Origin of the sequence: Rheinheimera pacifica (assembly GCF_900108485.1) — a bacterium.
Classification (GTDB): domain Bacteria; phylum Pseudomonadota; class Gammaproteobacteria; order Enterobacterales; family Alteromonadaceae; genus Alishewanella; species Alishewanella pacifica.
This window is the reverse complement of sequence record NZ_FNXF01000023.1, coordinates 23224-41459: the sequence shown is the minus strand read 5'-3', so window position 1 is coordinate 41459 and position 18236 is coordinate 23224. Positions and strand designations below refer to the sequence as shown.

Genomic DNA, 18236 nt, shown 5'->3' with positions numbered 1-18236 from the left:
CACTCAACCGATAAATTTCATTTTGTGAAATCCATCATAAGTGCCCACACAGATGATTGATTGCGAATTGTTAAAGAGCGTGCTTTGAACTCTCAAAGCGGGAGGCGTATGTTACACTTCCCAGTTTTTAAGTCAAGCGTGACGATGATTCTTCATTTAAAAACGCATCGTCACACCAGACTTCTTTTCTCTTTTCACCGCGTTAAACACCACCGTGAAGCGAGGGCGCCATTTTAGTGATTTAAGCGGGTCTGTCAAGCGTCTTTTTGAAAGATTTTTGCGAACCGTTTTAACTCACCCGAGACACCCAAACTGCAGCACCCCGTGGCATGGCGCGCATTATAGGGCCTTTTGGAATACCTGCAAGCGGTTATTTGAGAAAACTTGTACTTTTAAGATCGTTCGCAGAAAAATTGGTCGAAAAGCGCTTTTTTAGTACATTTACTGCATAATAACGCAGCATTGGAGGACATTATGACGATACGAGCTTATAAAGGTATAACGCCGAAACTGGCGTCAGGGGTATATATAGATGAATCCAGCGTGCTGGTTGGCGATATTGAACTGGCTGAAGATGTCAGTATCTGGCCCTTAGTAGCTGCGCGCGGTGATGTGAACTATATCCGTATTGGTGCCCGCACTAATATACAGGATGGTTCGGTGCTGCATTTATCGCGGCCAAGCCGCGGCAAACCAGCCGGCTCACCACTGATTATCGGCGAAGACGTTACCGTTGGCCACAAAGTAATGCTGCATGGCTGCACGCTAGGTAACCGTATTCTGGTGGGTATGGGCGCTATAGTGATGGACGACGTAATAGTAGAAGACGAAGTGATTATCGGCGCCGGCAGTTTAGTGCCACCGGGTAAGCGGCTGCAGAGTGGCTACTTATATGTCGGTAGCCCGGTAAAACAGGCACGGCCGTTAAATGAAGCTGAAAAAGCTTTTTTAGCGGAGTCAGCAGCGAACTATGTAGTATTGAAAAACGAGTATCTGGCAGAAGCTTAAAGCCAGATTTCGCCTGCGGCATTGTATGCGTCGTCGGCTATCGCCTGTTCAGCGCAGTCTTCCCAATTAAAGGCGTCTGCTTTAACTTGCGGTAGAAATACCGCTGGCGTTTGCTCTGCCGGCAATGCAATAAAACACCGCACCTTTAAACCACTGACCAGACAGCTAAAGCTGACAGCCTGCCGGGTTGCATCAAAGGCAAAATCATTATTAAAGATAAGTTGCTGGTTCATTGGCTCAGTTGCCGCTTAGCTGCTGTTTAAGTAAAGCTAACACTGGCGTGATATCTGGCCTTTTACCGCGCCAGATATAAAAGGCTTCGGCCGCCTGTGACAATAACATACCCAAGCCATCTGCTTGCTGCGGTACACCTTCAGCTTTTGCCCATTGCAAAAATGGTGTTGGCGCAGCGCCGTACAACATGTCATAAGCAAGCAGGCAGTGCTGTAAATGCTGCGCGGCGATTAACGGCCGCTCACCGCTTAAGCCGGATGAAGTGGCATTAATCACCAGCTGATAAGGTTGCGATGGTATATCGGCATAACCACAAGCCCTAACATGCGCACCGAAATTAGCCGCGATAGCTTGCGCTTTACTGACCGTACGGTTAGCCAGCACCAGCTGCTTAACACCGGCATCCAACAATGGGCCAATGGCACCGCGACTGGCACCGCCGGCACCGAGCAGCAATACAGTTATGCCATTAAGCGTAACGCCAAGTCGTGTCAAATCAGCCACCAGGCCAATACCGTCGGTATTATCGCCGCAGAGTTTACCTGCGCTATTCAAATACAGCGTGTTGACCGCGCCGGCTTGTTTTGCCCGCTGTGATAATACGTCAGCCAGTTGATACGCCTGCTCTTTAAACGGCACAGTGACATTGCCGCCTTTACCGCCGGCGGCGACAAAGCTGTGCCAGCTGTCGGCAAAGCCATCAAGCGGTGCTAAAATGGCGTCGTATTGCAGTTGTTCGCCCAATGCGGCAGCAAACTGAGCATGAATAAAGGGCGACTTTGAGTGGCCTATCGGATTACCGAATACTGCATAACGGTCCACAAATTATGTCCATCAAGAAGTTAATACAGATGATTTTTAATAAAACCACAGCAAATAGCAAGCCACATCCTACACCGGAGCAAACGCCCTACGCCATGCTGGGCGGTGAAGATACAGTCCGCAAGCTGGCCAATCGCTTTTACGATGTAATGGAAACCGCACCGCAGGCGGCTGAGCTGTACGCTATCCACCCACTACCGCTGGATACTATCCGGCAGAAGTTTTTCCAGTTTTTATCCGGCTGGCTTGGCGGCCCGCCATTGTTCGAGCAGCAATACGGCCACCCTCGCCTTCGCGCCCGGCATCTGCCTTTTCCGGTAGATGAAAAACTGCGTGATCAGTGGATGTTTTGTATGGATACAGCGCTGGATGAAGTGGTGGAGAATAAGCTGTTGCGTGATGGTATTCGCCAGTCGATAGGCCAACTGGCGAGCCATATGATTAATTGTTAAGCCTGAAGCTTTAACCAGTCCTGCGGTTTAAGATAGCGTTGATACAATAGCGATTCTGCACTGCCGGGCTCTGGCTGATAGCCATATTGCCAGCGCACCAACGGCGGCATTGACATTAAAATCGACTCGGTGCGGCCGCCGCTTTGCAAGCCAAATAAAGTACCCCTGTCGTACACCAGATTAAATTCAACATAACGGCCACGGCGGTACAGCTGGAACTGGCGCTCAGGCTCACCGTACGGCGTGTTTTTGCGCCTTTCAACTATCGGCAAATACGCCGGAATAAAGGCCTCACCCACAGCACGCATCAGGGCAAAGCTTTGCTCGAAGCCCGGCGCATTTAAGTCGTCAAAGAACAGCCCACCAACACCACGGGTTTCGCCGCGGTGCTTTAAGTAGAAATACTCGTCGCACCACTTTTTATAGGCCGGGTAATATTCGGCGCCAAAGGGGTCGACTGCTTTTTTAGCCGTTTGGTGCCAATGCACAACATCGTCTTCGAACGGGTAATAAGGTGTTAAATCAAAACCGCCGCCAAACCACCACACCGGCGCTTCACCGGCTTTTTCGGCAATAAAAAACCGCACATTGGCATGAGTAGTAGGCAAATAAGGGTTATTCGGATGGATCACCAACGACACACCACAGGCATTAAAGCTGCGCCCTGCCAGCTCCGGCCGGTGTGCGGTAGCCGACGCAGGCATATTGGCACCAAACACATGCGAGTAATTTACCCCGGCCTGCTCAAATACCTTCCCGCCGGTTAGCACGCGACTTTTACCGCCACCGCCTTCAGGCCGCTGCCAGGCATCTTCAACAAATTGTGCGCTACCATCTGCCTGCTGCAGTGCAGTGCAGATATTGTCCTGCAACTGCTGTAAAAACTGTTGCACGGCTGCCAGATGATGCTGAGGTTGGCTGTTGGTCACCTTAACTCCTTACTATATTGCCACTTAAGGCATCACGAATTTGACTGGGTTGTGTGGCACCACCCAAAGGTCCCGGCATAATAGCAGACAACTTATCGCCGAGGCTTTGCTCCAGCTCAGCTTTGTCGGTGATAGCCGGCTGGCCGGATAAATTAGCACTGGTTGATACCAGCGGTTTGCCATAAGCACTGCATAACTGCTGCACCACCGGATGCGCACTGACCCGCACGGCAATGCTGTCAAACTGACCGGTAAGCCACTTAGGCGCCGTTTTGCTGGCTGGCAACACCCAACTGATATGGCCCGGCCAGCTGGAAAATATCTGGTAGCGCTTTTCCGGTGGTATGGCTTTGTCATCCACATAGGGCAGTAACTGCGAATAGTTAGCGGCAATTAAGATCAGTCCCTTCTCCACCGGCCGCTGTTTAATCGCCAGCAGCGCCATTACCGCCGCCTCGTTATCCGGGTCGCAACCTAAACCGTAAACGGCTTCAGTGGGGTAAGCGATAACGCCACCTTGTTGCAAGGCCTGTAAAACCAGCTGCTGTTCTGCCATTTGTTGCTACTACTCCGGATAATTAGACGAAAAACACAGTTAAAATTTTCTTCAGTTGCGCAACTGGCTATAATAGCGCCTTCACGCTTTTAGTTCATCACGTACAGAAGGAAACAACAATGCAAGTTGGCATCATCATGGGTTCAACCTCAGACTGGCCTACTATGAAGCACGCCGCTGATATGCTGGATAAATTCGGTATTGCCTATGAAACCAAAGTTGTTTCCGCACATCGTACACCTCAGTTATTAGCTGATTATGCCAGTGCAGCCGCCAGCCGCGGTTTAAAGGTTATTATTGCCGGGGCCGGTGGTGCTGCGCATTTACCCGGCATGGCCGCTGCTTTTACCAGCCTGCCGGTACTGGGTGTGCCGGTGCAATCTAAAGCCCTGAAAGGTTTAGACTCTTTGCTGTCTATTGTACAAATGCCCAAGGGCGTAGCAGTAGGCACCCTAGCCATTGGCGATGCCGGTGCCGCTAATGCCGGCCTGTTGGCAGCGCAAATTCTGGCGACAAACAGCGTGGAGCTGATGACAAAAATTGATGCCTTTCGTCAGGCGCAAACCGATATGGTATTAAGCCAGCCCGACCCGTCACAGGTGCCGTTATGAAGGTATTAGTATTGGGCGCCGGCCAACTGGCGCGGATGATGGCGCTGGCCGGTGCACCGCTGAATATCAGCATCAGCGCTTATGATGTGAACAATGACGCCATAGTGCACCCGCTGACGCAGCAAAATTTGGGTAAAGGCCTGGCCAATGCCATAGCTGATGCCGATGTGGTGACTGCCGAGTTTGAACACATTCCGCTGCCAGTACTGGCGCAGTGCCAGCAAAGCGGTAAGTTTTTTCCGGGCGAAACTGCCATTAAAGCCGGCGGCGATCGCCGGTTAGAAAAACAATTGCTGGACAGCGCCGGTGTACGCTCTGCCAGTTATCACATTATTAATAACGAAGCCGATTTTACAGCGGCGATCAGCAAGCTGGGCTTACCGCTGGTATTTAAAAGCGCACTGGCCGGTTATGACGGTAAAGGCCAGTGGCGGTTAAAGCAAGCTGAACAGGCCGCAGCATTGTGGCAGGATATTAGTGCTTTTCTGGCTGCCGACAGCAAACAGGCAATTGTTGCTGAACAGTTTATTCCGTTTCAGCGTGAAGTTTCATTGATAGGTGCCCGCAATAGCAAAGGTGAAGTGCAGGTGTATCCGCTGACCGAAAACCACCATGTCAACGGTGTGCTTAGCGTGTCTTTAGCGGTAGCCGGTAATGAACAGTTGCAACAACAAGCACAACAAATGTTTACTGCGGTGGCAAACCAGCTGAATTACGTTGGCGTACTGGCGATAGAGTTTTTTGATGTTAACGGTGAGCTGCTGGTAAATGAAATTGCACCAAGGGTGCATAACTCCGGCCATTGGACCCAGCAAGGCGCTGATGTCTGTCAGTTTGAGCAGCACTTACGCGCCGTCTGCGGCTTACCGCTTGGCAGTACCGCCTTACTGCGCCCGAGTTTGATGGTAAATATTCTTGGCGAAGACACAGTGCCGGAGCAAATACTGGCGCTGCCAGGGTTGCATTTACACTGGTACGGTAAAAGCAAACGCGCCGGTCGCAAAATGGGCCATATTAATTTATCCGCGACAGACAATGCCCAACTAAAGCAACGTTTTGAGCAATTAATCGCGCTATTGCCTGAGGCGGCTTTTCCCGAGCTGGCTCAAATGGCAGCACGGTTAAACTGATGTGCTGGCCGGTAGCTTAAACTGCCGGCTGTTTTTCTCCGCACTTTTTATCTGCGCAGTACAACACGCCTTTTCTTTCTACCAGTAAAGCAAAATAACAAGCTACGCAGGCGCCAGCAACCGGTTTGTCATTTAGCAGAAACTTGCATTTGGGATAGTTGTCACAGCCCCAGAACGCTTTACCAAACTTATTTACCCGCTCGGTCAGCTGGCCCTGTTTACACTTGGGGCACGCCAGCCGTTCTGCGTCCGTTTGTTCGCCATGCTCATGCACCACAAAATTACAGCGCGGATAATCGGTACAGCCAATAAACATGCCGTACCGGCCGTTCTTTACCGCCAGTGCATTGCCGCATTGCGGGCAGGCTTCGCTATCCAGCACTTTTACGATGCTGGTTTCATGCTGGTGTAAGGCTTTTATATAGTTGCAGGCCGGATAAGCACTGCAACCAAGAAAAGGGCCGTTCTTACCTGATTTCATCGCCAGCGGTTGCTGGCATAACGGACATAACTGCTGCTGTTGCGGCAGGTCAAACAAGGCCGAATCGTCTGTCATAAAGGCTAAGGCCGCTTAATGCAGCGGCCCTTCAGGTTCATCAAAAATTAAATCTTCCATTTGGGCATAGGCATTCTCATGGCCAGGTACATTAAACAGCACCATCAGTACCACCCATTTTAAATCTTCCAGGCTAATGCTGTTACTGTCCAGATCCATTACCCTGTCGATAACCATCTCGCGGGTAACGGCGTCCAGCACATTAACTTGTTCCAGAAACAGCAAGAAGCCCTGGCACTCTACATCCATTTTAGCCAATTCCGCCGCGCAATAAATACGGGTAGCGTTAGAGGTGCCTTTGGACAAATAAGGCTTAACATGACTTTCCTGCAGCGCAGACAGGTTGTCGAGCCACTTTAGCGCTTTGAAGATATCGTCGTCATGAAAACCCGCCCGGCTTAACTCTTTGGTCAGATCAGCATGGTTAACGTAAATGTCAGATTCATTGTGGATATAATTTTCAAACAGGTAAACGAGGATATCAAACATACTCAGGCACTCCTCACTCTAATGTAGCCACCGGGAACTGCTGCTACTTCACCAGCTAACTCCAGCTGTAACAGCGCTATAGTTGCATCAGCTATCGCCAACCCGGCGCGCTGTGCAATCAAATCAACTGCGGTAACTTCATCTCCTACGTTAGCCAACAACTGGCGGGCAAACAAGTCTGTTTCAGTACTTTTTTCTGATTCAGGCTCAGTTGTTAGACAACTTTTCTGAAAAAAGCTCCATTCCTCCAGTATATCGGCCACACTTGTCACCAGTTTAGCGCCTTGTTGAATTAGCGCATGGCAACCCGCCGACTGCGGGCTATACACTGAACCGGGCACCGCAAATACATCGCGGCTATATTCGGCCGCCAGATTAGCACTGATTAAAGTACCACTTTTTAAGCCCGCCTCTACCACTATGGTGCCAATACTTAAACCAACCACAATGCGGTTACGTTGCGGAAACCACTCTGCCCGCGCCAATACATCAGGAAAATACTCTGACACCAGAGCGCCCTGCTCAGTTATCGCTTCTGCCAGCGCTTTATTGGAAGCAGGATATACCTGCTTTAAACCATGGCCCAACACGGCTATGGTTAAGCCACCTGCCTGCAACGCGCCTTTGTGGCTTTCGCTATCAATACCGCGCGCCATACCACTGGTAATAACATAACCCTGTTGCGACAATTCAGCCGCGAAACTTTGCGCCACTTTACGCCCGGTTGGCGTGGGCTGACGGCTACCCACCATAGCTAGTTGCTGCTGTGCCAGGATCTGCGGGTTACCTTTAACAAACAATAGCAAAGGCGGCTGTTTGGTTTGCTTTAATAATGCCGGATAGCGTGGGTCAAGATAAGTAACAACATGATGATTATCGGCCTGCGCCAGCCATTGTAACGCACTATCCACTTTGGCTTTTGACTCATAAGCCAGTATATGCGCCTGACGTTCGGTAAAACCAATGTCTCTTAAGGTACTGGCCGGTAATTTTACCAGCTCGGTAACCGATATTTGCTCGCTCAGACGTTGGAACTTCAGGCCATCAAGGCCATGCACAGTGGCTAAAGCGAGCCAGTTGCAAAGATCCTCCATGACAAACTGGCTCCATACTTATTGAGTTACAGGTTAGCGATTAAATCTCCAACCCGGATTGGACGTTGTGTTTTAGTGACAATAGCAAAACTGGTGCGCTCAGATACTTTAAATACCATCAGCTCACCCACTTTTTCTCTTGGCAAGGTAATAGTGGTATCGCCAAAGTTTTTGAACATTTTCTGCAATTTACTGGCGTCTTCAATGTATACCGGGCCATCCGGGCTATCGACCACCATTGGCGAGTTGCGGTAAATACCTACCATATGGCCGGCCTTTAACTGCTGCAATGCCCCACGATTTAACACCACAATATCCCACTTGGAAAACTCACGCAGGTTAGACGTAGTATCGATAATGGTTCCGGTGATATCAAACTCCGGTTTAGTCATCACAAAAAACGCCGGTAACGCCTGCCCCTCCAGCGCTGGCATCAGGCGATCGCCCTGTTTAATTTCGCGCTTAACGCTAAGCACGTTCAGTGATGATGCTTCGGCCGGTTTATCTTCAGTTGCATCATGGCCGGGCCGAAACGCCCGCGCGGTAGCTACCAGCGTAGTTTCATAACCTAATACGGTTTCAGTTTCCGGATCAAAATAAGGTTTGCCTTTACGGTACACGCCATAAGAGGCACCGCTGTCCAGTACACCTTTCGCATAAATAATATGGTCACTTACCGAGTTTTTTACGTTGGCATTAGAACCGAGGATATAAGGCAGAGCCTGAATTTGTTCATCCAACAACGATTGTTCAAACGTCAGATAATGCCGAATCATACTTAGCGGTAAGGTAGACACCGCATCGGCGCTTTTTACCGTTTTACGGGCGGTAGGTGATAAGCGTTTTACCTTGTTATTTACTGCCAGACGAGGCCGGCCCTGTGCATCATAAGTAAGTGTTAACGTATCACCGGGAAATATCAGGTGCGGGTTGTCAACCTGGGGGTTCATCTGCCACAGCTGTGGCCATAACCAGGGCTCACTCAGGTACAAAGCGGAGATATCCCACAGCGTATCGCCTTTCTTAACAACATAACTGGCAGGAGCATCGTCGCGAATTTTTAATACATCGGCAAACACATTAAAAAAGCCACTCATAACCACCAGAGTGACAATAGCAGCGAATTTTTTCAGCATGCCGGCATCCTTGAGCTCGTTCTTGTTGTAATTATTGCACACTAAGCTGTTAATACAGCGGATTAATGGCTAAAATTAAAACATATCACAACCTTTGAAACAAAGCATAATTTTGTAGGTGTTATGGCAGTTTTACATGTTTTACATTACCCGGATGAAAGGCTTCGCACAGTAGCAAAACCTGTTGCAGCGGTTACGTCAGAGATCCAACAACTGGTCGACGATATGCTCGATACCATGTACGACGAAAATGGTATTGGCCTGGCCGCTACGCAGGTTAATGTGCATCTGCGCGTGGTGGTTATTGATCTCTCTGAAGACAGTAACGACCCCATGGTGTTTATTAACCCGGAAATTATCGCCCGCAGTGGCGAAACCAGCTATGAAGAAGGCTGTTTGTCTGTGCCACAAAACTACGCCAAAGTAGAGCGTGCGGCCGAAGTAACAGTGAAGGCGCAAGACAGAAACGGCGATTGGTTTGAATTAAATGCCGATGGCCTGCTGGCAATTTGCCTGCAACACGAGCTGGACCATCTGGTCGGCAAATTGTTTATCGATTATCTGTCGCCGTTAAAGCGTGAGCGGATCCGGAAGAAGCTGGAAAAAGAAGCCAAACTGGCACAGCGCCACGCCCTTTAAACAGGATATACAGTGACCACTCCTTTACGTATTATTTTTGCTGGCACGCCCGATTTTGCGGCGCGCCATCTGCAAGCTCTGTTAGATGCAGGGCATCAGGTTATCGCCGTTTACACCCAGCCAGACCGGCCAGCCGGCCGTGGCCAGCAATTGCAACCCAGCGCAGTGAAACAGTTAGCCTTGCAGCATAACCTGGCCGTATATCAACCTAAATCACTGAAAAAAGCCCCGGCACAACAAGAGCTGGCCGCACTAAACGCTGATTTAATGATTGTTGTTGCCTATGGCTTAATTTTGCCACAAGCCGTACTGGATACTCCCCGCCTTGGTTGTATTAATGTACACGGCTCTTTACTGCCGCGCTGGCGCGGTGCTGCGCCAATTCAGCGCGCCATCTGGGCCGGTGATGCTCAAACCGGCGTAACCATTATGCAAATGGATGCCGGCCTTGATACCGGCGCCATGTTAAGCACGGTGAGTTGTGATATTGACGATACTGATACCAGCGCCTCTTTATACGACAAGCTAGCCATACTGGGCCCCAAAGCTCTGCTGGCTGCATTGGCCAACTTACCGGCACTGCAGCAACAGGCGCAAATACAGGATAACAGCCAAGCCAGTTACGCCGAAAAGCTGCATAAAGACGAAGCCCTGCTCAACTTTAACAAACCAGCCTCTGCACTACAGCGTGAAATAAGAGCCTTTAACCCCTGGCCGGTCAGCTATTTTACACTGGCACAAGGCAGCATTAAGGTGTGGCAAGCAAGCGCACAAAGCAGCAACAGCGATAAAGCCGCAGGTACAATATTAAGTGCCGATAAACACGGTATCCGCATTGCCTGTGCTGAAGGCGCATTGCTTATTACCCAGCTACAGCCGCCAGGTAAAAAAGCCATGGCCGCCGCCGATTTTTTAAATGGCCGCGCTGATTGGCTAAGCCCCGGTACAATTATTGGCCAGGTGCTATGAGCTATAACGTTCGCGTGCTTGCTGCACGCAGTTGCTTTGATGTGGTCGATCAGGGCATGTCATTGTCTGAGGTGCTGCCCAAAGCGCAGGCACTGCTGGATAACCCACTGGATAAAGCCTTGTTGCAGGAAATTTGCTTTGGCGTAATGCGCTACCTGCCACAACTTGAAGCCGTTTGCGGCCAGCTAATGAGTAAACCGCTGATCAAGCAACTGCGCCCTTTGCAGTTCTTGCTGTATGTGGGTATTTACCAACTTAAGTTTATGCGCATACCAGACCATGCCGCTATCAGTGAAACCGTTGACGCCGCACGTGAATTAAAAGGCCAGTCACTGACTAAGCTGATTAACGGTGTGCTGCGTAATGTGCAGCGCCAACCTGAGTTATTTAACTTCGCCACTGCGCCAGCCGCGGTACAGCTTAATCATCCTGGCTGGCTGATTACCGCACTGCAACAGGCTTATCCACAACAGTGGCAACAGATACTTGATGCCAACCAGCAAAAAGCACCATTATGGTTGCGGGTAAATATCAGCAAAATTAACCCGACAGACTATGCCGCCGCGCTAACCCGCCAAGGTATTGAATACACCCGGCCAGTAGCCGGTTTACCGGCTGCAATTAAACTGGCGCAGGCACAGGATGTTACCTCCCTGCCCGGCTATGCCGAAGGCTGGTTCTCAGTGCAGGATGCCGCAGCGCAATATGCCGCCAGCTTGCTTGATGTAAACAGCAGCCAGCATATTCTGGACGCCTGCTGCGCCCCAGGCGGTAAAACCTGCCATATACTGGAACTGGCACCTGAAGCTGAACTTACTGCGCTGGATAAAGAAACCAAACGCCTGCTGCGGGTGCATGAAAATCTGGCCCGTTTGGGCTTAAACGCTAATGTTATTGCCGCTGATGCCGCTGAACCCGACAGCTGGTGGCAAGGCAAATTATTTGACCGCATTTTGCTGGATGTGCCCTGCTCGGCCACCGGTGTGATCCGCCGTCATCCGGATATCCGCTGGCTGCGTAAAAAGGCTGATATCGCAGTACTGGCTGAATTGCAACAGCGTATCTTACGCCAATGCTGGAGCCTGCTGGCGCCGGGTGGCACGCTGCTTTATGCGACCTGCAGTGTTTTGCCTGCAGAAAACAGCGAGCAAATTGAACAGTTTTTACAGCAGCACAGCGATGCTAAGCTGGATAGGTTGCCACAGCAGCATGCAAATCAGCAATACGGCTGGCAGCTGCTACCCGGCGAACAGGACATGGACGGCTTTTTCTATGCCAGGCTGAAAAAAATGACCAACAACGAGAAAGCATGAAAATAATTATTCTGGGTGCAGGTCAGGTTGGTGCCACACTGGCAGAAAACCTGGTAGGTGAGCAAAACGATATCACCATTGTTGATAGCAATGCAGACAAGCTGCGTGCCCTGCAGGATCGTTACGATTTGCAGGTAGTACATGGCCATGGTTCGCACCCCGATATTCTGAAAAAAGCCGGTGCCGAAGATGCCGACATGATAGTGGCAGTAACCAACAGTGACGAAGTGAATATTGTCGCCTGCCAGGTCGCCTACAGTATGTTTAATACACCGGTTAAGATTGCCCGCATCCGCACCAATCAGTACCTGAAATACCGCGATCAGCTGTTTCATAAAGACGATATGCCGGTCGATCATTTTATTGCGCCAGAAGCCCTGGTTACCAATTATATCCGCCGCTTAATTGACTACCCCGGCGCCTTACAGGTGGTGGAGTTTGCCGGTGGCAAGGTGAGCCTGGTGGCGGTTAAAGCTTATTATGGCGGCTTGCTGGTTGGCCATGCGTTGTCGGCGTTAAAAGAACATATGCCGAATATTGAAACCCGGGTAGCTGCTATTTACCGACGCGGCACCGCGATTAAACCGCTGGGTACGACTATTATTGAAGCCGACGACGAAGTCTTTTTCGTCGCCGCTACCAAGCATATCCGCGCGGTAATGAGCGAGCTGCAAAAGCTGGAGCGCAGCTACCGCCGCATTATGATCGCCGGTGGTGGTAATGTGGGTTTTGGCCTGGCACGGGCATTGGAAAAAACCCACAGCGTTAAGTTAATTGAGCGTGGCAAAGAGCGCGCCGAGTTTTTGTCCAGCGCGCTGGATAATACCGTGGTGTATGTCGGTGACGCCTCAGACCCAGAGCTGCTGGAAGAAGAAAACATTGAGCAGGTAGACGTGTTTATCGCCGTTACCAACGACGATGAAGCCAATATCATGTCGGCCATGCTGGCCAAAAGGATGGGCGCACAAAAAACCATGGTGCTAATTAAACGCGGTGCCTATGTCGATTTACTGCAAGGCGGCGAAGTGGATATTGCCGTATCGCCGCAACAAGCCACAATTTCTGCGTTGTTAACCCATATCCGCCGTGGTGATATCGTAAACGTATACTCGCTACGCCGCGGCGCTGCCGAGGCCATTGAAGCTATTGCCCATGGCGACAGCAATACCAGCAAAGTGGTGGGTAAAGCTATCGGCAGCATTAAACTGCCACCGGGTACCACTATTGGCGCTGTTGTGCGCGGCGATGAAGTGGTTATTGCCCACGACAGCACCGTTATTGAAACCAATGATCACATTATTTTGTTTATGGTAGATAAAAAGCACATCGTTGAAGTGGAAAAGCTGTTTCAGGTTAGTGCTATCTTTATTTAATCTTTCCAGAAGGCCGGGGTAAATAGCACCAGCAAGGTGAATATTTCCAGCCGGCCAAATACCATCGCCACGATCAGAATCCACTTGCTGCTTTCAGGAATAGAGCCAAAGTTAGCCGCAACCTCGCCCAGGCCGGGGCCAAGGTTATTTAAACAGGCAGCCGTAGCGGTAAAGGCAGTAATATTGTCCAGCCCGGTCAGCAGCAACAGCAGCATAATCACCACAAACACCAGCGCATAGGCGGCAAAAAAGCCCCATACCGCCTCAACAATACGATCAGGTACTGCACGGCGCCCCAGTTTAATGGCATAAACCGCCCGCGGATGAATAAGCCGGTTGAGCTCGCGCGTACCCTGCAAAAACAGTAACACTACCCGAACTACCTTTAAACCTCCACCGGTAGAACCGGCACAACCACCGATAAAGCTGGAGAATATCAACAGTATCGGTAAAAACAACGGCCACACGGCAAAACTATCGGTAGCAAAACCTGCCGTTGTAGAAATAGATACCGCCTGAAAAATGCCATGATTCAAGGCTTCTGCTGTTGTGTTATAAACATTGGTTTCCAGTAACACCAAAAAACAAATCAGCACCAGAGCCGCCTGAATAACTAAAAAGGCTTTAAATTCCGGGTCGCGAAAGTAGGTGCTGACACTTTTGCCGCGAATAGCAGCAAAGTGCAGCGGAAAATTAACCGCACTAAGCAGCAAAAATATGACACAAATAGCATTAATTACCGGGCTTTGAAAATGGCCGATACTGGCGTCGTAAGTTGAGAACCCTCCAATAGCCACCGTAGAAAACGCATGGCAGATGGCGTCAAACCAGTTCATTCCCGCCAGATAAAATGCCAGCATGCAGCTTAGCGTTAACGCCAGATAGATATACCATAAGTGCTTGGCGGTATCGGCGATACGCGGTGTCATCTTATTGTCTTTCACCGGCCCCGGTGTCTCTGCCCGGTACAGCTGCATGCCCCCGACACCCAACATTGGCAATATGGCTACCGCCAGTACAATGATACCCATGCCTCCCAGCCATTGCAGTTGCTGGCGGTAAAACAAAATGGCTTTGGGCAGAAACTCTATACCGGTAAGTACCGTAGCACCTGTGGTGGTAAGGCCGGAGAACGCTTCAAACATGGCGCCAGCCATACTTAACTGCGGGTTGTCGGCCAGCATCAGCGGTATGCCACCCACAGCACCGAGCACCGTCCAGAACAACACCACAATAAGAAAGCCGTCACGCACTTTTAGCTCGGCTTTGTATTGCCGGTTGGGATACCAGATCACAAAGCCAATCAGCAGGCTTAACAGAAATGACAACATAAAAGGCACGCCGGCACCGTCTTTATACCAGTAGGCAACAAATGCCGGCGGGATCATGGTGATGCTGAAAATAGCAATCAGCAACCCCAGGATCCGGATTATCGAGCGGTATTGCATACCTTAGCGGCGCCCCTGCGGCTTAGGCCAGTTGCAAGTCACGGGTCATATTTTCGTTGCGATCGCGGTGTACAATAATGTTGTCCTCAATACGGATACCGCCAAACCGGCGGAACGCATCTACTTTTTGCCAGTTAATGTATTTATCAAACTCGGTAGCGGCTAAATCGGCCAGCAAGCTGTCGATAAAATACAGGCCCGGCTCAATGGTAAATACCATATCGGCTTCAATAGTGCGGGTGCAGCGCAAATACGGATGGCTTTCGGGCGCGGCAACATGGGTACCGCGTTCATCGGCCATAAAACCGCCAACATCATGTACCTGCAAGCCAAGGTGATGGCCTAAACCATGCGGGAAAAAAGTACGGCTGATCTGGCTTTCAACAATAGCTTCTGGCGCCAACTTAACAAAATCAAACTGATGCAAAATTTCCGCGATATGCTGATGACATTGTATATGCAGCTCGCCGTATTTCAGCCCCGGTTTTAAGCCGTCTACCAGTTGCAACTCGGCTCCATTCACAGCAGTAATTAAACTGCCAAATTCGTCCTGCGGGTTAAAGCTGTAAGTACGGGTAATATCGGCGGCATAGCCATGAAACTCGGCGCCGGCGTCAATTAAAAATGAATGCAGCTGCTTGGGCGCTTTGCGCTCCAGGGCCGTGTAATGCAAAATGGCACAGTTTTGGTTCAGCGCAATAATATTGCCATACGGCACTTCGTTTTCGCTTTGTCTTACGGCGGCTAAATAAGCCAGCTGAATATCAAACTCTGTGCCTCCGGCATAAAAAGCCGCTTTTGCCGCATTATGTCCCGCCACTGCCATCTGATTAGCGATGCGCAGACAGGCTTGTTCATATGGCGTTTTGTAGGCGCGGTAAAAATGAATAAAATTCAGCACCGGTTCGGGATTAATTTCAGTAAAGCCCAGTGCCCGCGCTACCTCGAGGTATTCACCCAGATACGCCAGCCGGGCTTTGTCATACGGCAGCAGAGTTTCTACCTTGTTGGCTTTATCCAGCAGCTGAATATCAAAATACTCTGCCCAGAAATCATGTGGTTCGTCCGGCACTTTATGCCAGAAGTCTTTCGGCCGGTAGAAAATAAGCTTAGGTTTGTTGACACCATCGACAATCAGCCAGCAATGCGGGTTATCAATTACCGGTAACCAGGCTTTAAATAACGGGTTGGCTTTAAACGGATAATCCATATCATCAAGAAACTTGCGCTGGGTTTGGCCGGAGTGGATCACCAGCGCGTCCAGATTTTCCCGCTCTAACAACCGGCGGGTACGCTGCTGTAATTCTGCAATATGGGCCTGATACAGGCTTTGATAAGAAGCTGTCATAAGTGTCTGACCTGTTGGCTGAAAAATATGCGGGGCATCATAACATTATTCCACCACGACCCCAATCTGCATTATGGTCAGTGGTTTAAACACATCTGTCGGCGTATTGAGGCGTATATTGTAAATCTGGTAATACGCCATTACCGCCTTCACGTAATCACGGGTTTCCCGGTATGGAATAGTTTCTACCCAGACGTCTGCCGGTAAAGCATGGGTTTTCGGGATCCATTGCTTAACCCTGCTGTACCCGGCGTTATAGGCTGCTGTGGCCATTAACAGATTGCCGTCGTTACGTTTACGCAGATAATTCAGGTAATCGGTACCGTAATCGATATTGATCACCGGGTTATACAGTTGTGTCAGTTGCACCGGTTTTTTGGCAATTTCGCGCGCTGTGGCCGGCATTAGTTGCATCAGGCCACGGGCCCCTACCGGCGAGTTAGCATCTGCCATAAAAGAGCTTTCACGCCGGGCAATCGCCATAGCCCAGCCAGATTCTATATCCACTTTCGCTGCCGACTGGGTTATTTCATCCTGATACGCCAACGGAAACCGCAGTTCAACATCGTCCCAGTAACCGACATCGGCCAGCGAAAAAATGGCCCGCTCATACCATTGCAACTGATGCGCCAGCTTGGCCGACACCAGTTTTTGCTGCTCATCTGAGGTGTCCTGCAGGTGGTTCCACTCGCGCCGAGCTTCGGTTAAACGCCCCAGCGCCAGCCACTCTTGCGCCCGCCTTACTGCCGGGTGCAGTTTCAGGGTTTTCAGTTCGTCTTCAGATACAGTAACAGGCGCATGCGCCAAACTCGGTGGTAAACCTAGTTTAGCTGCGGCCATAAAGCCGTAAAAATGCCGCTGTAATGCCAGTGTTTCAAACAGCGGTTTAGCTTTATCTGCCTGGCCTTGTTGCTCATAAGCCCGGGCTAACCAGTAGCGCCAGCTGCTGTCTTTGGCAATATCGGCCGGGAAAGCTTCAATAATCTGCTGTACTTTAGGCCAATCCAGCTGCGCCAGCGCATGGCTAACCTGCCAGTGCGCCAGCATATTATCAATAAGTTCAGGCGGCAGCTGCTTAAACCAGTCAGCTGCCTGCTCTTCACCTTTACTGGCTAAAGCTATAGCAAACTGACGCTTTACATCTAACCGCTGGGCCTCAGTGAAATACGGGTCATTTACAAATTTTTGCCATAGCGCCAGCGCCTGGTTTGGCTCACGCCAGATCAGCCGTTTCAGGCCATATGCCAGCACATCACGCTCATTCACTTTTTTTAACGGAAAAAACTTAGCGCCGCTAATCACTGACGGGTTTTGCCGGGCTCTTAAATACATATCGGCCAGATACTGCTGATCTGCCGGCAACTGGGTTTTCAGATACGGAATTAAGCCTGGATCGCCGCCTTCGGCAGACACACGGATCCGCTGCCATACCAACTCTGCGGTTTGCTGGCCTGCTTTGCGCCAGGCCGCAAATAGCGGATCACAGGCTTTAGGTTGCGATTTACCCACTACCCACAAGCGGGTCACTTCAGGCCATAGAGCCTTAGTATCAGCATTTTTATCTGCCAGCTTAAAACGCAGTGCATGGCATTCGAGCTCGGCATCATTAGAGCCGTTATAATTGGCCAGATAAGTAGCCGCTTTTTGCCGGCGGGCTAAGTCAAGCAACCAGGGTTTACGCAACGGCCAGTCCATCGGTGTTTTTTGGTATTGCTGCAAAAATGCGGCAATACGCTCATCGGCAGTTAAAACCTGCTGTAAACGGCGTTGCTGCAAATAAGGCTGCAACGGATAGTCGGCAAATTTTTCCAGCACTTTTTGTGCTTGCTCAGCTTTCAGGCTGCCAATCTGGCGCTCAGCCTGTAAAAATTCATTGCGTAACGCTGCCTCAGAAGACACAGATGCCGTAGCCAGCGGCATAAGGAGCAGGTTACTCAGCATTAAAACCATACGTTTCACTGTGATAACCCCGATAAATACACGAAAAAGAAAAAATACCACCTATAGTTACTGCTGACCACCGTTGTCGGATTCAAACACGTGTTTAAATAACGGTTGAATTTTTTTCCGAACCGCGACACACTGAGCAAGACAACCTCATCGTACCAGTTGCGAAAAACCCTAACATA

19 protein-coding genes are annotated in these 18236 nt (G+C 50.2%); 8 read left to right on the top strand and 11 right to left on the bottom strand.

Annotated features, from left to right (window positions below; translation table 11 throughout):
• The first annotated feature begins 474 nt into the window (after window positions 1–474).
• Window positions 475–1008, top strand: a complete 534-nt coding sequence (locus BLW68_RS19525; RefSeq protein WP_092796846.1) for a gamma carbonic anhydrase family protein — start codon at window positions 475–477, stop codon at window positions 1006–1008.
• Here BLW68_RS19525 and BLW68_RS19520 read toward each other — a convergent pair.
• Both BLW68_RS19520 and aroE read right to left on the bottom strand, forming a co-directional pair.
• Window positions 1005–1241: a DUF1488 family protein gene (locus tag BLW68_RS19520; protein WP_092796844.1), complete on the bottom strand. Its 237-nt coding sequence runs from the start codon at window positions 1239–1241 to the stop codon at window positions 1005–1007. The genes BLW68_RS19525 and BLW68_RS19520 overlap by 4 nt on opposite strands.
• Window positions 1242–1245: 4 nt before the next feature.
• The gene (gene aroE, locus BLW68_RS19515; protein WP_092796842.1) at window positions 1246–2064 is read right to left on the bottom strand and encodes a shikimate dehydrogenase; all 819 of its coding nucleotides are present in this window, start codon (window positions 2062–2064) and stop codon (window positions 1246–1248) included.
• 29 nt (window positions 2065–2093) lie between these two features.
• On the opposite strand from aroE, the gene BLW68_RS19510 reads away from it, so the two are divergent.
• Window positions 2094–2516 (top strand): group II truncated hemoglobin, encoded by a 423-nt coding sequence (locus tag BLW68_RS19510; protein WP_245728403.1) that lies wholly within the window; start codon window positions 2094–2096, stop codon window positions 2514–2516.
• Here BLW68_RS19510 and hemF read toward each other — a convergent pair.
• Together hemF and tsaC are read right to left on the bottom strand one after the other, a co-directional pair.
• Entirely contained in the window at window positions 2513–3445 is a 933-nt protein-coding gene (gene hemF / locus BLW68_RS19505) for an oxygen-dependent coproporphyrinogen oxidase (protein ID WP_092796840.1), read from the bottom strand. The genes BLW68_RS19510 and hemF overlap by 4 nt on opposite strands.
• A 1-nt stretch (window position 3446) precedes the next feature.
• Window positions 3447–4001 (bottom strand): L-threonylcarbamoyladenylate synthase type 1 TsaC, encoded by a 555-nt coding sequence (gene tsaC, locus BLW68_RS19500; protein WP_092796838.1) that lies wholly within the window; start codon window positions 3999–4001, stop codon window positions 3447–3449.
• A gap of 119 nt (window positions 4002–4120) precedes the next feature.
• Between tsaC and purE the strand changes: the two genes are divergently transcribed.
• Window positions 4121–4612, top strand: a complete 492-nt coding sequence (purE, locus tag BLW68_RS19495) for a 5-(carboxyamino)imidazole ribonucleotide mutase (RefSeq protein ID WP_092796837.1) — start codon at window positions 4121–4123, stop codon at window positions 4610–4612.
• Window positions 4609–5742 (top strand): 5-(carboxyamino)imidazole ribonucleotide synthase, encoded by a 1134-nt coding sequence (locus tag BLW68_RS19490; protein ID WP_092796835.1) that lies wholly within the window; start codon window positions 4609–4611, stop codon window positions 5740–5742. The genes purE and BLW68_RS19490 overlap by 4 nt, the downstream gene beginning before the upstream one ends.
• 16 nt (window positions 5743–5758) lie before the next feature.
• Here BLW68_RS19490 and BLW68_RS19485 read toward each other — a convergent pair whose 3' ends face one another.
• From BLW68_RS19485 to BLW68_RS19470, 4 genes are read right to left on the bottom strand one after another with little or no spacing between them, the layout of a single operon-like run.
• Complete coding sequence (locus BLW68_RS19485; RefSeq protein WP_092796833.1) at window positions 5759–6298, bottom strand: DNA topoisomerase family protein; 540 nt, start codon at window positions 6296–6298, stop codon at window positions 5759–5761.
• Between the two features lie 15 nt (window positions 6299–6313).
• Window positions 6314–6787 carry a DUF494 family protein gene (locus BLW68_RS19480; RefSeq protein ID WP_068237197.1) on the bottom strand — a complete coding sequence of 158 codons (474 nt, stop codon included), beginning with the start codon at window positions 6785–6787 and terminating at the stop codon, window positions 6314–6316.
• Window positions 6788–6789: 2 nt separating this feature from the next.
• Window positions 6790–7881, bottom strand: a complete 1092-nt coding sequence (gene dprA / locus BLW68_RS19475; RefSeq protein WP_092796831.1) for a DNA-processing protein DprA — start codon at window positions 7879–7881, stop codon at window positions 6790–6792.
• Window positions 7882–7907: 26 nt separating this feature from the next.
• On the bottom strand, window positions 7908–9017 hold the full coding sequence (locus tag BLW68_RS19470; protein WP_092796829.1) for a LysM peptidoglycan-binding domain-containing protein: 1110 nt from the start codon (window positions 9015–9017) through the stop codon (window positions 7908–7910).
• A gap of 123 nt (window positions 9018–9140) precedes the next feature.
• Here BLW68_RS19470 and def point away from each other — a divergent pair, with 123 nt between their 5' ends.
• The 4 genes from def to trkA are packed head-to-tail and all read left to right on the top strand — an operon-like array spanning window position 9141 to window position 13311.
• Complete coding sequence (gene def / locus BLW68_RS19465) at window positions 9141–9656, top strand: peptide deformylase (protein WP_092796827.1); 516 nt, start codon at window positions 9141–9143, stop codon at window positions 9654–9656.
• Between the two features lie 12 nt (window positions 9657–9668).
• Window positions 9669–10625, top strand: a complete 957-nt coding sequence (gene fmt, locus BLW68_RS19460) for a methionyl-tRNA formyltransferase (protein ID WP_092796825.1) — start codon at window positions 9669–9671, stop codon at window positions 10623–10625.
• Complete coding sequence (rsmB, locus tag BLW68_RS19455) at window positions 10622–11938, top strand: 16S rRNA (cytosine(967)-C(5))-methyltransferase RsmB (protein WP_092796823.1); 1317 nt, start codon at window positions 10622–10624, stop codon at window positions 11936–11938. The genes fmt and rsmB overlap by 4 nt, the downstream gene beginning before the upstream one ends.
• Window positions 11935–13311: a Trk system potassium transporter TrkA gene (gene trkA / locus BLW68_RS19450; RefSeq protein WP_092796821.1), complete on the top strand. Its 1377-nt coding sequence runs from the start codon at window positions 11935–11937 to the stop codon at window positions 13309–13311. The genes rsmB and trkA overlap by 4 nt, the downstream gene beginning before the upstream one ends.
• On the opposite strand, the gene BLW68_RS19445 is transcribed toward trkA, so the two are convergent.
• The 3 genes from BLW68_RS19445 to BLW68_RS19435 are packed head-to-tail and all read right to left on the bottom strand — an operon-like array spanning window position 13308 to window position 18057.
• Window positions 13308–14759, bottom strand: a complete 1452-nt coding sequence (locus BLW68_RS19445; protein ID WP_092796819.1) for a TrkH family potassium uptake protein — start codon at window positions 14757–14759, stop codon at window positions 13308–13310. The genes trkA and BLW68_RS19445 overlap by 4 nt on opposite strands.
• 22 nt (window positions 14760–14781) lie before the next feature.
• On the bottom strand, window positions 14782–16107 hold the full coding sequence (pepQ, locus tag BLW68_RS19440; protein ID WP_092796818.1) for a Xaa-Pro dipeptidase: 1326 nt from the start codon (window positions 16105–16107) through the stop codon (window positions 14782–14784).
• Window positions 16108–16152: 45 nt separating this feature from the next.
• Entirely contained in the window at window positions 16153–18057 is a 1905-nt protein-coding gene (locus tag BLW68_RS19435; protein ID WP_245728404.1) for a transglycosylase SLT domain-containing protein, read from the bottom strand.
• Window positions 18058–18236: the final 179 nt, after the last annotated feature.

Coding starts and splice junctions, on each gene's coding strand:
- BLW68_RS19525 (WP_092796846.1), top strand. CDS start 475: ATGACGATACGAGCTTATAAAGGTATAACGCCGAAACTGGCGTCAGGG.
- BLW68_RS19520 (WP_092796844.1), bottom strand. CDS start 1,241: ATGAACCAGCAACTTATCTTTAATAATGATTTTGCCTTTGATGCAACC.
- BLW68_RS19510 (WP_245728403.1), top strand. CDS start 2,094: ATGATTTTTAATAAAACCACAGCAAATAGCAAGCCACATCCTACACCG.
- tsaC (WP_092796838.1), bottom strand. CDS start 4,001: ATGGCAGAACAGCAGCTGGTTTTACAGGCCTTGCAACAAGGTGGCGTT.
- purE (WP_092796837.1), top strand. CDS start 4,121: ATGCAAGTTGGCATCATCATGGGTTCAACCTCAGACTGGCCTACTATG.
- BLW68_RS19490 (WP_092796835.1), top strand. CDS start 4,609: ATGAAGGTATTAGTATTGGGCGCCGGCCAACTGGCGCGGATGATGGCG.
- BLW68_RS19485 (WP_092796833.1), bottom strand. CDS start 6,298: ATGACAGACGATTCGGCCTTGTTTGACCTGCCGCAACAGCAGCAGTTA.
- BLW68_RS19480 (WP_068237197.1), bottom strand. CDS start 6,787: ATGTTTGATATCCTCGTTTACCTGTTTGAAAATTATATCCACAATGAA.
- dprA (WP_092796831.1), bottom strand. CDS start 7,881: ATGGAGGATCTTTGCAACTGGCTCGCTTTAGCCACTGTGCATGGCCTT.
- BLW68_RS19470 (WP_092796829.1), bottom strand. CDS start 9,017: ATGCTGAAAAAATTCGCTGCTATTGTCACTCTGGTGGTTATGAGTGGC.
- def (WP_092796827.1), top strand. CDS start 9,141: ATGGCAGTTTTACATGTTTTACATTACCCGGATGAAAGGCTTCGCACA.
- rsmB (WP_092796823.1), top strand. CDS start 10,622: ATGAGCTATAACGTTCGCGTGCTTGCTGCACGCAGTTGCTTTGATGTG.
- trkA (WP_092796821.1), top strand. CDS start 11,935: ATGAAAATAATTATTCTGGGTGCAGGTCAGGTTGGTGCCACACTGGCA.
- BLW68_RS19445 (WP_092796819.1), bottom strand. CDS start 14,759: ATGCAATACCGCTCGATAATCCGGATCCTGGGGTTGCTGATTGCTATT.
- pepQ (WP_092796818.1), bottom strand. CDS start 16,107: ATGACAGCTTCTTATCAAAGCCTGTATCAGGCCCATATTGCAGAATTA.
- BLW68_RS19435 (WP_245728404.1), bottom strand. CDS start 18,057: ATGGTTTTAATGCTGAGTAACCTGCTCCTTATGCCGCTGGCTACGGCA.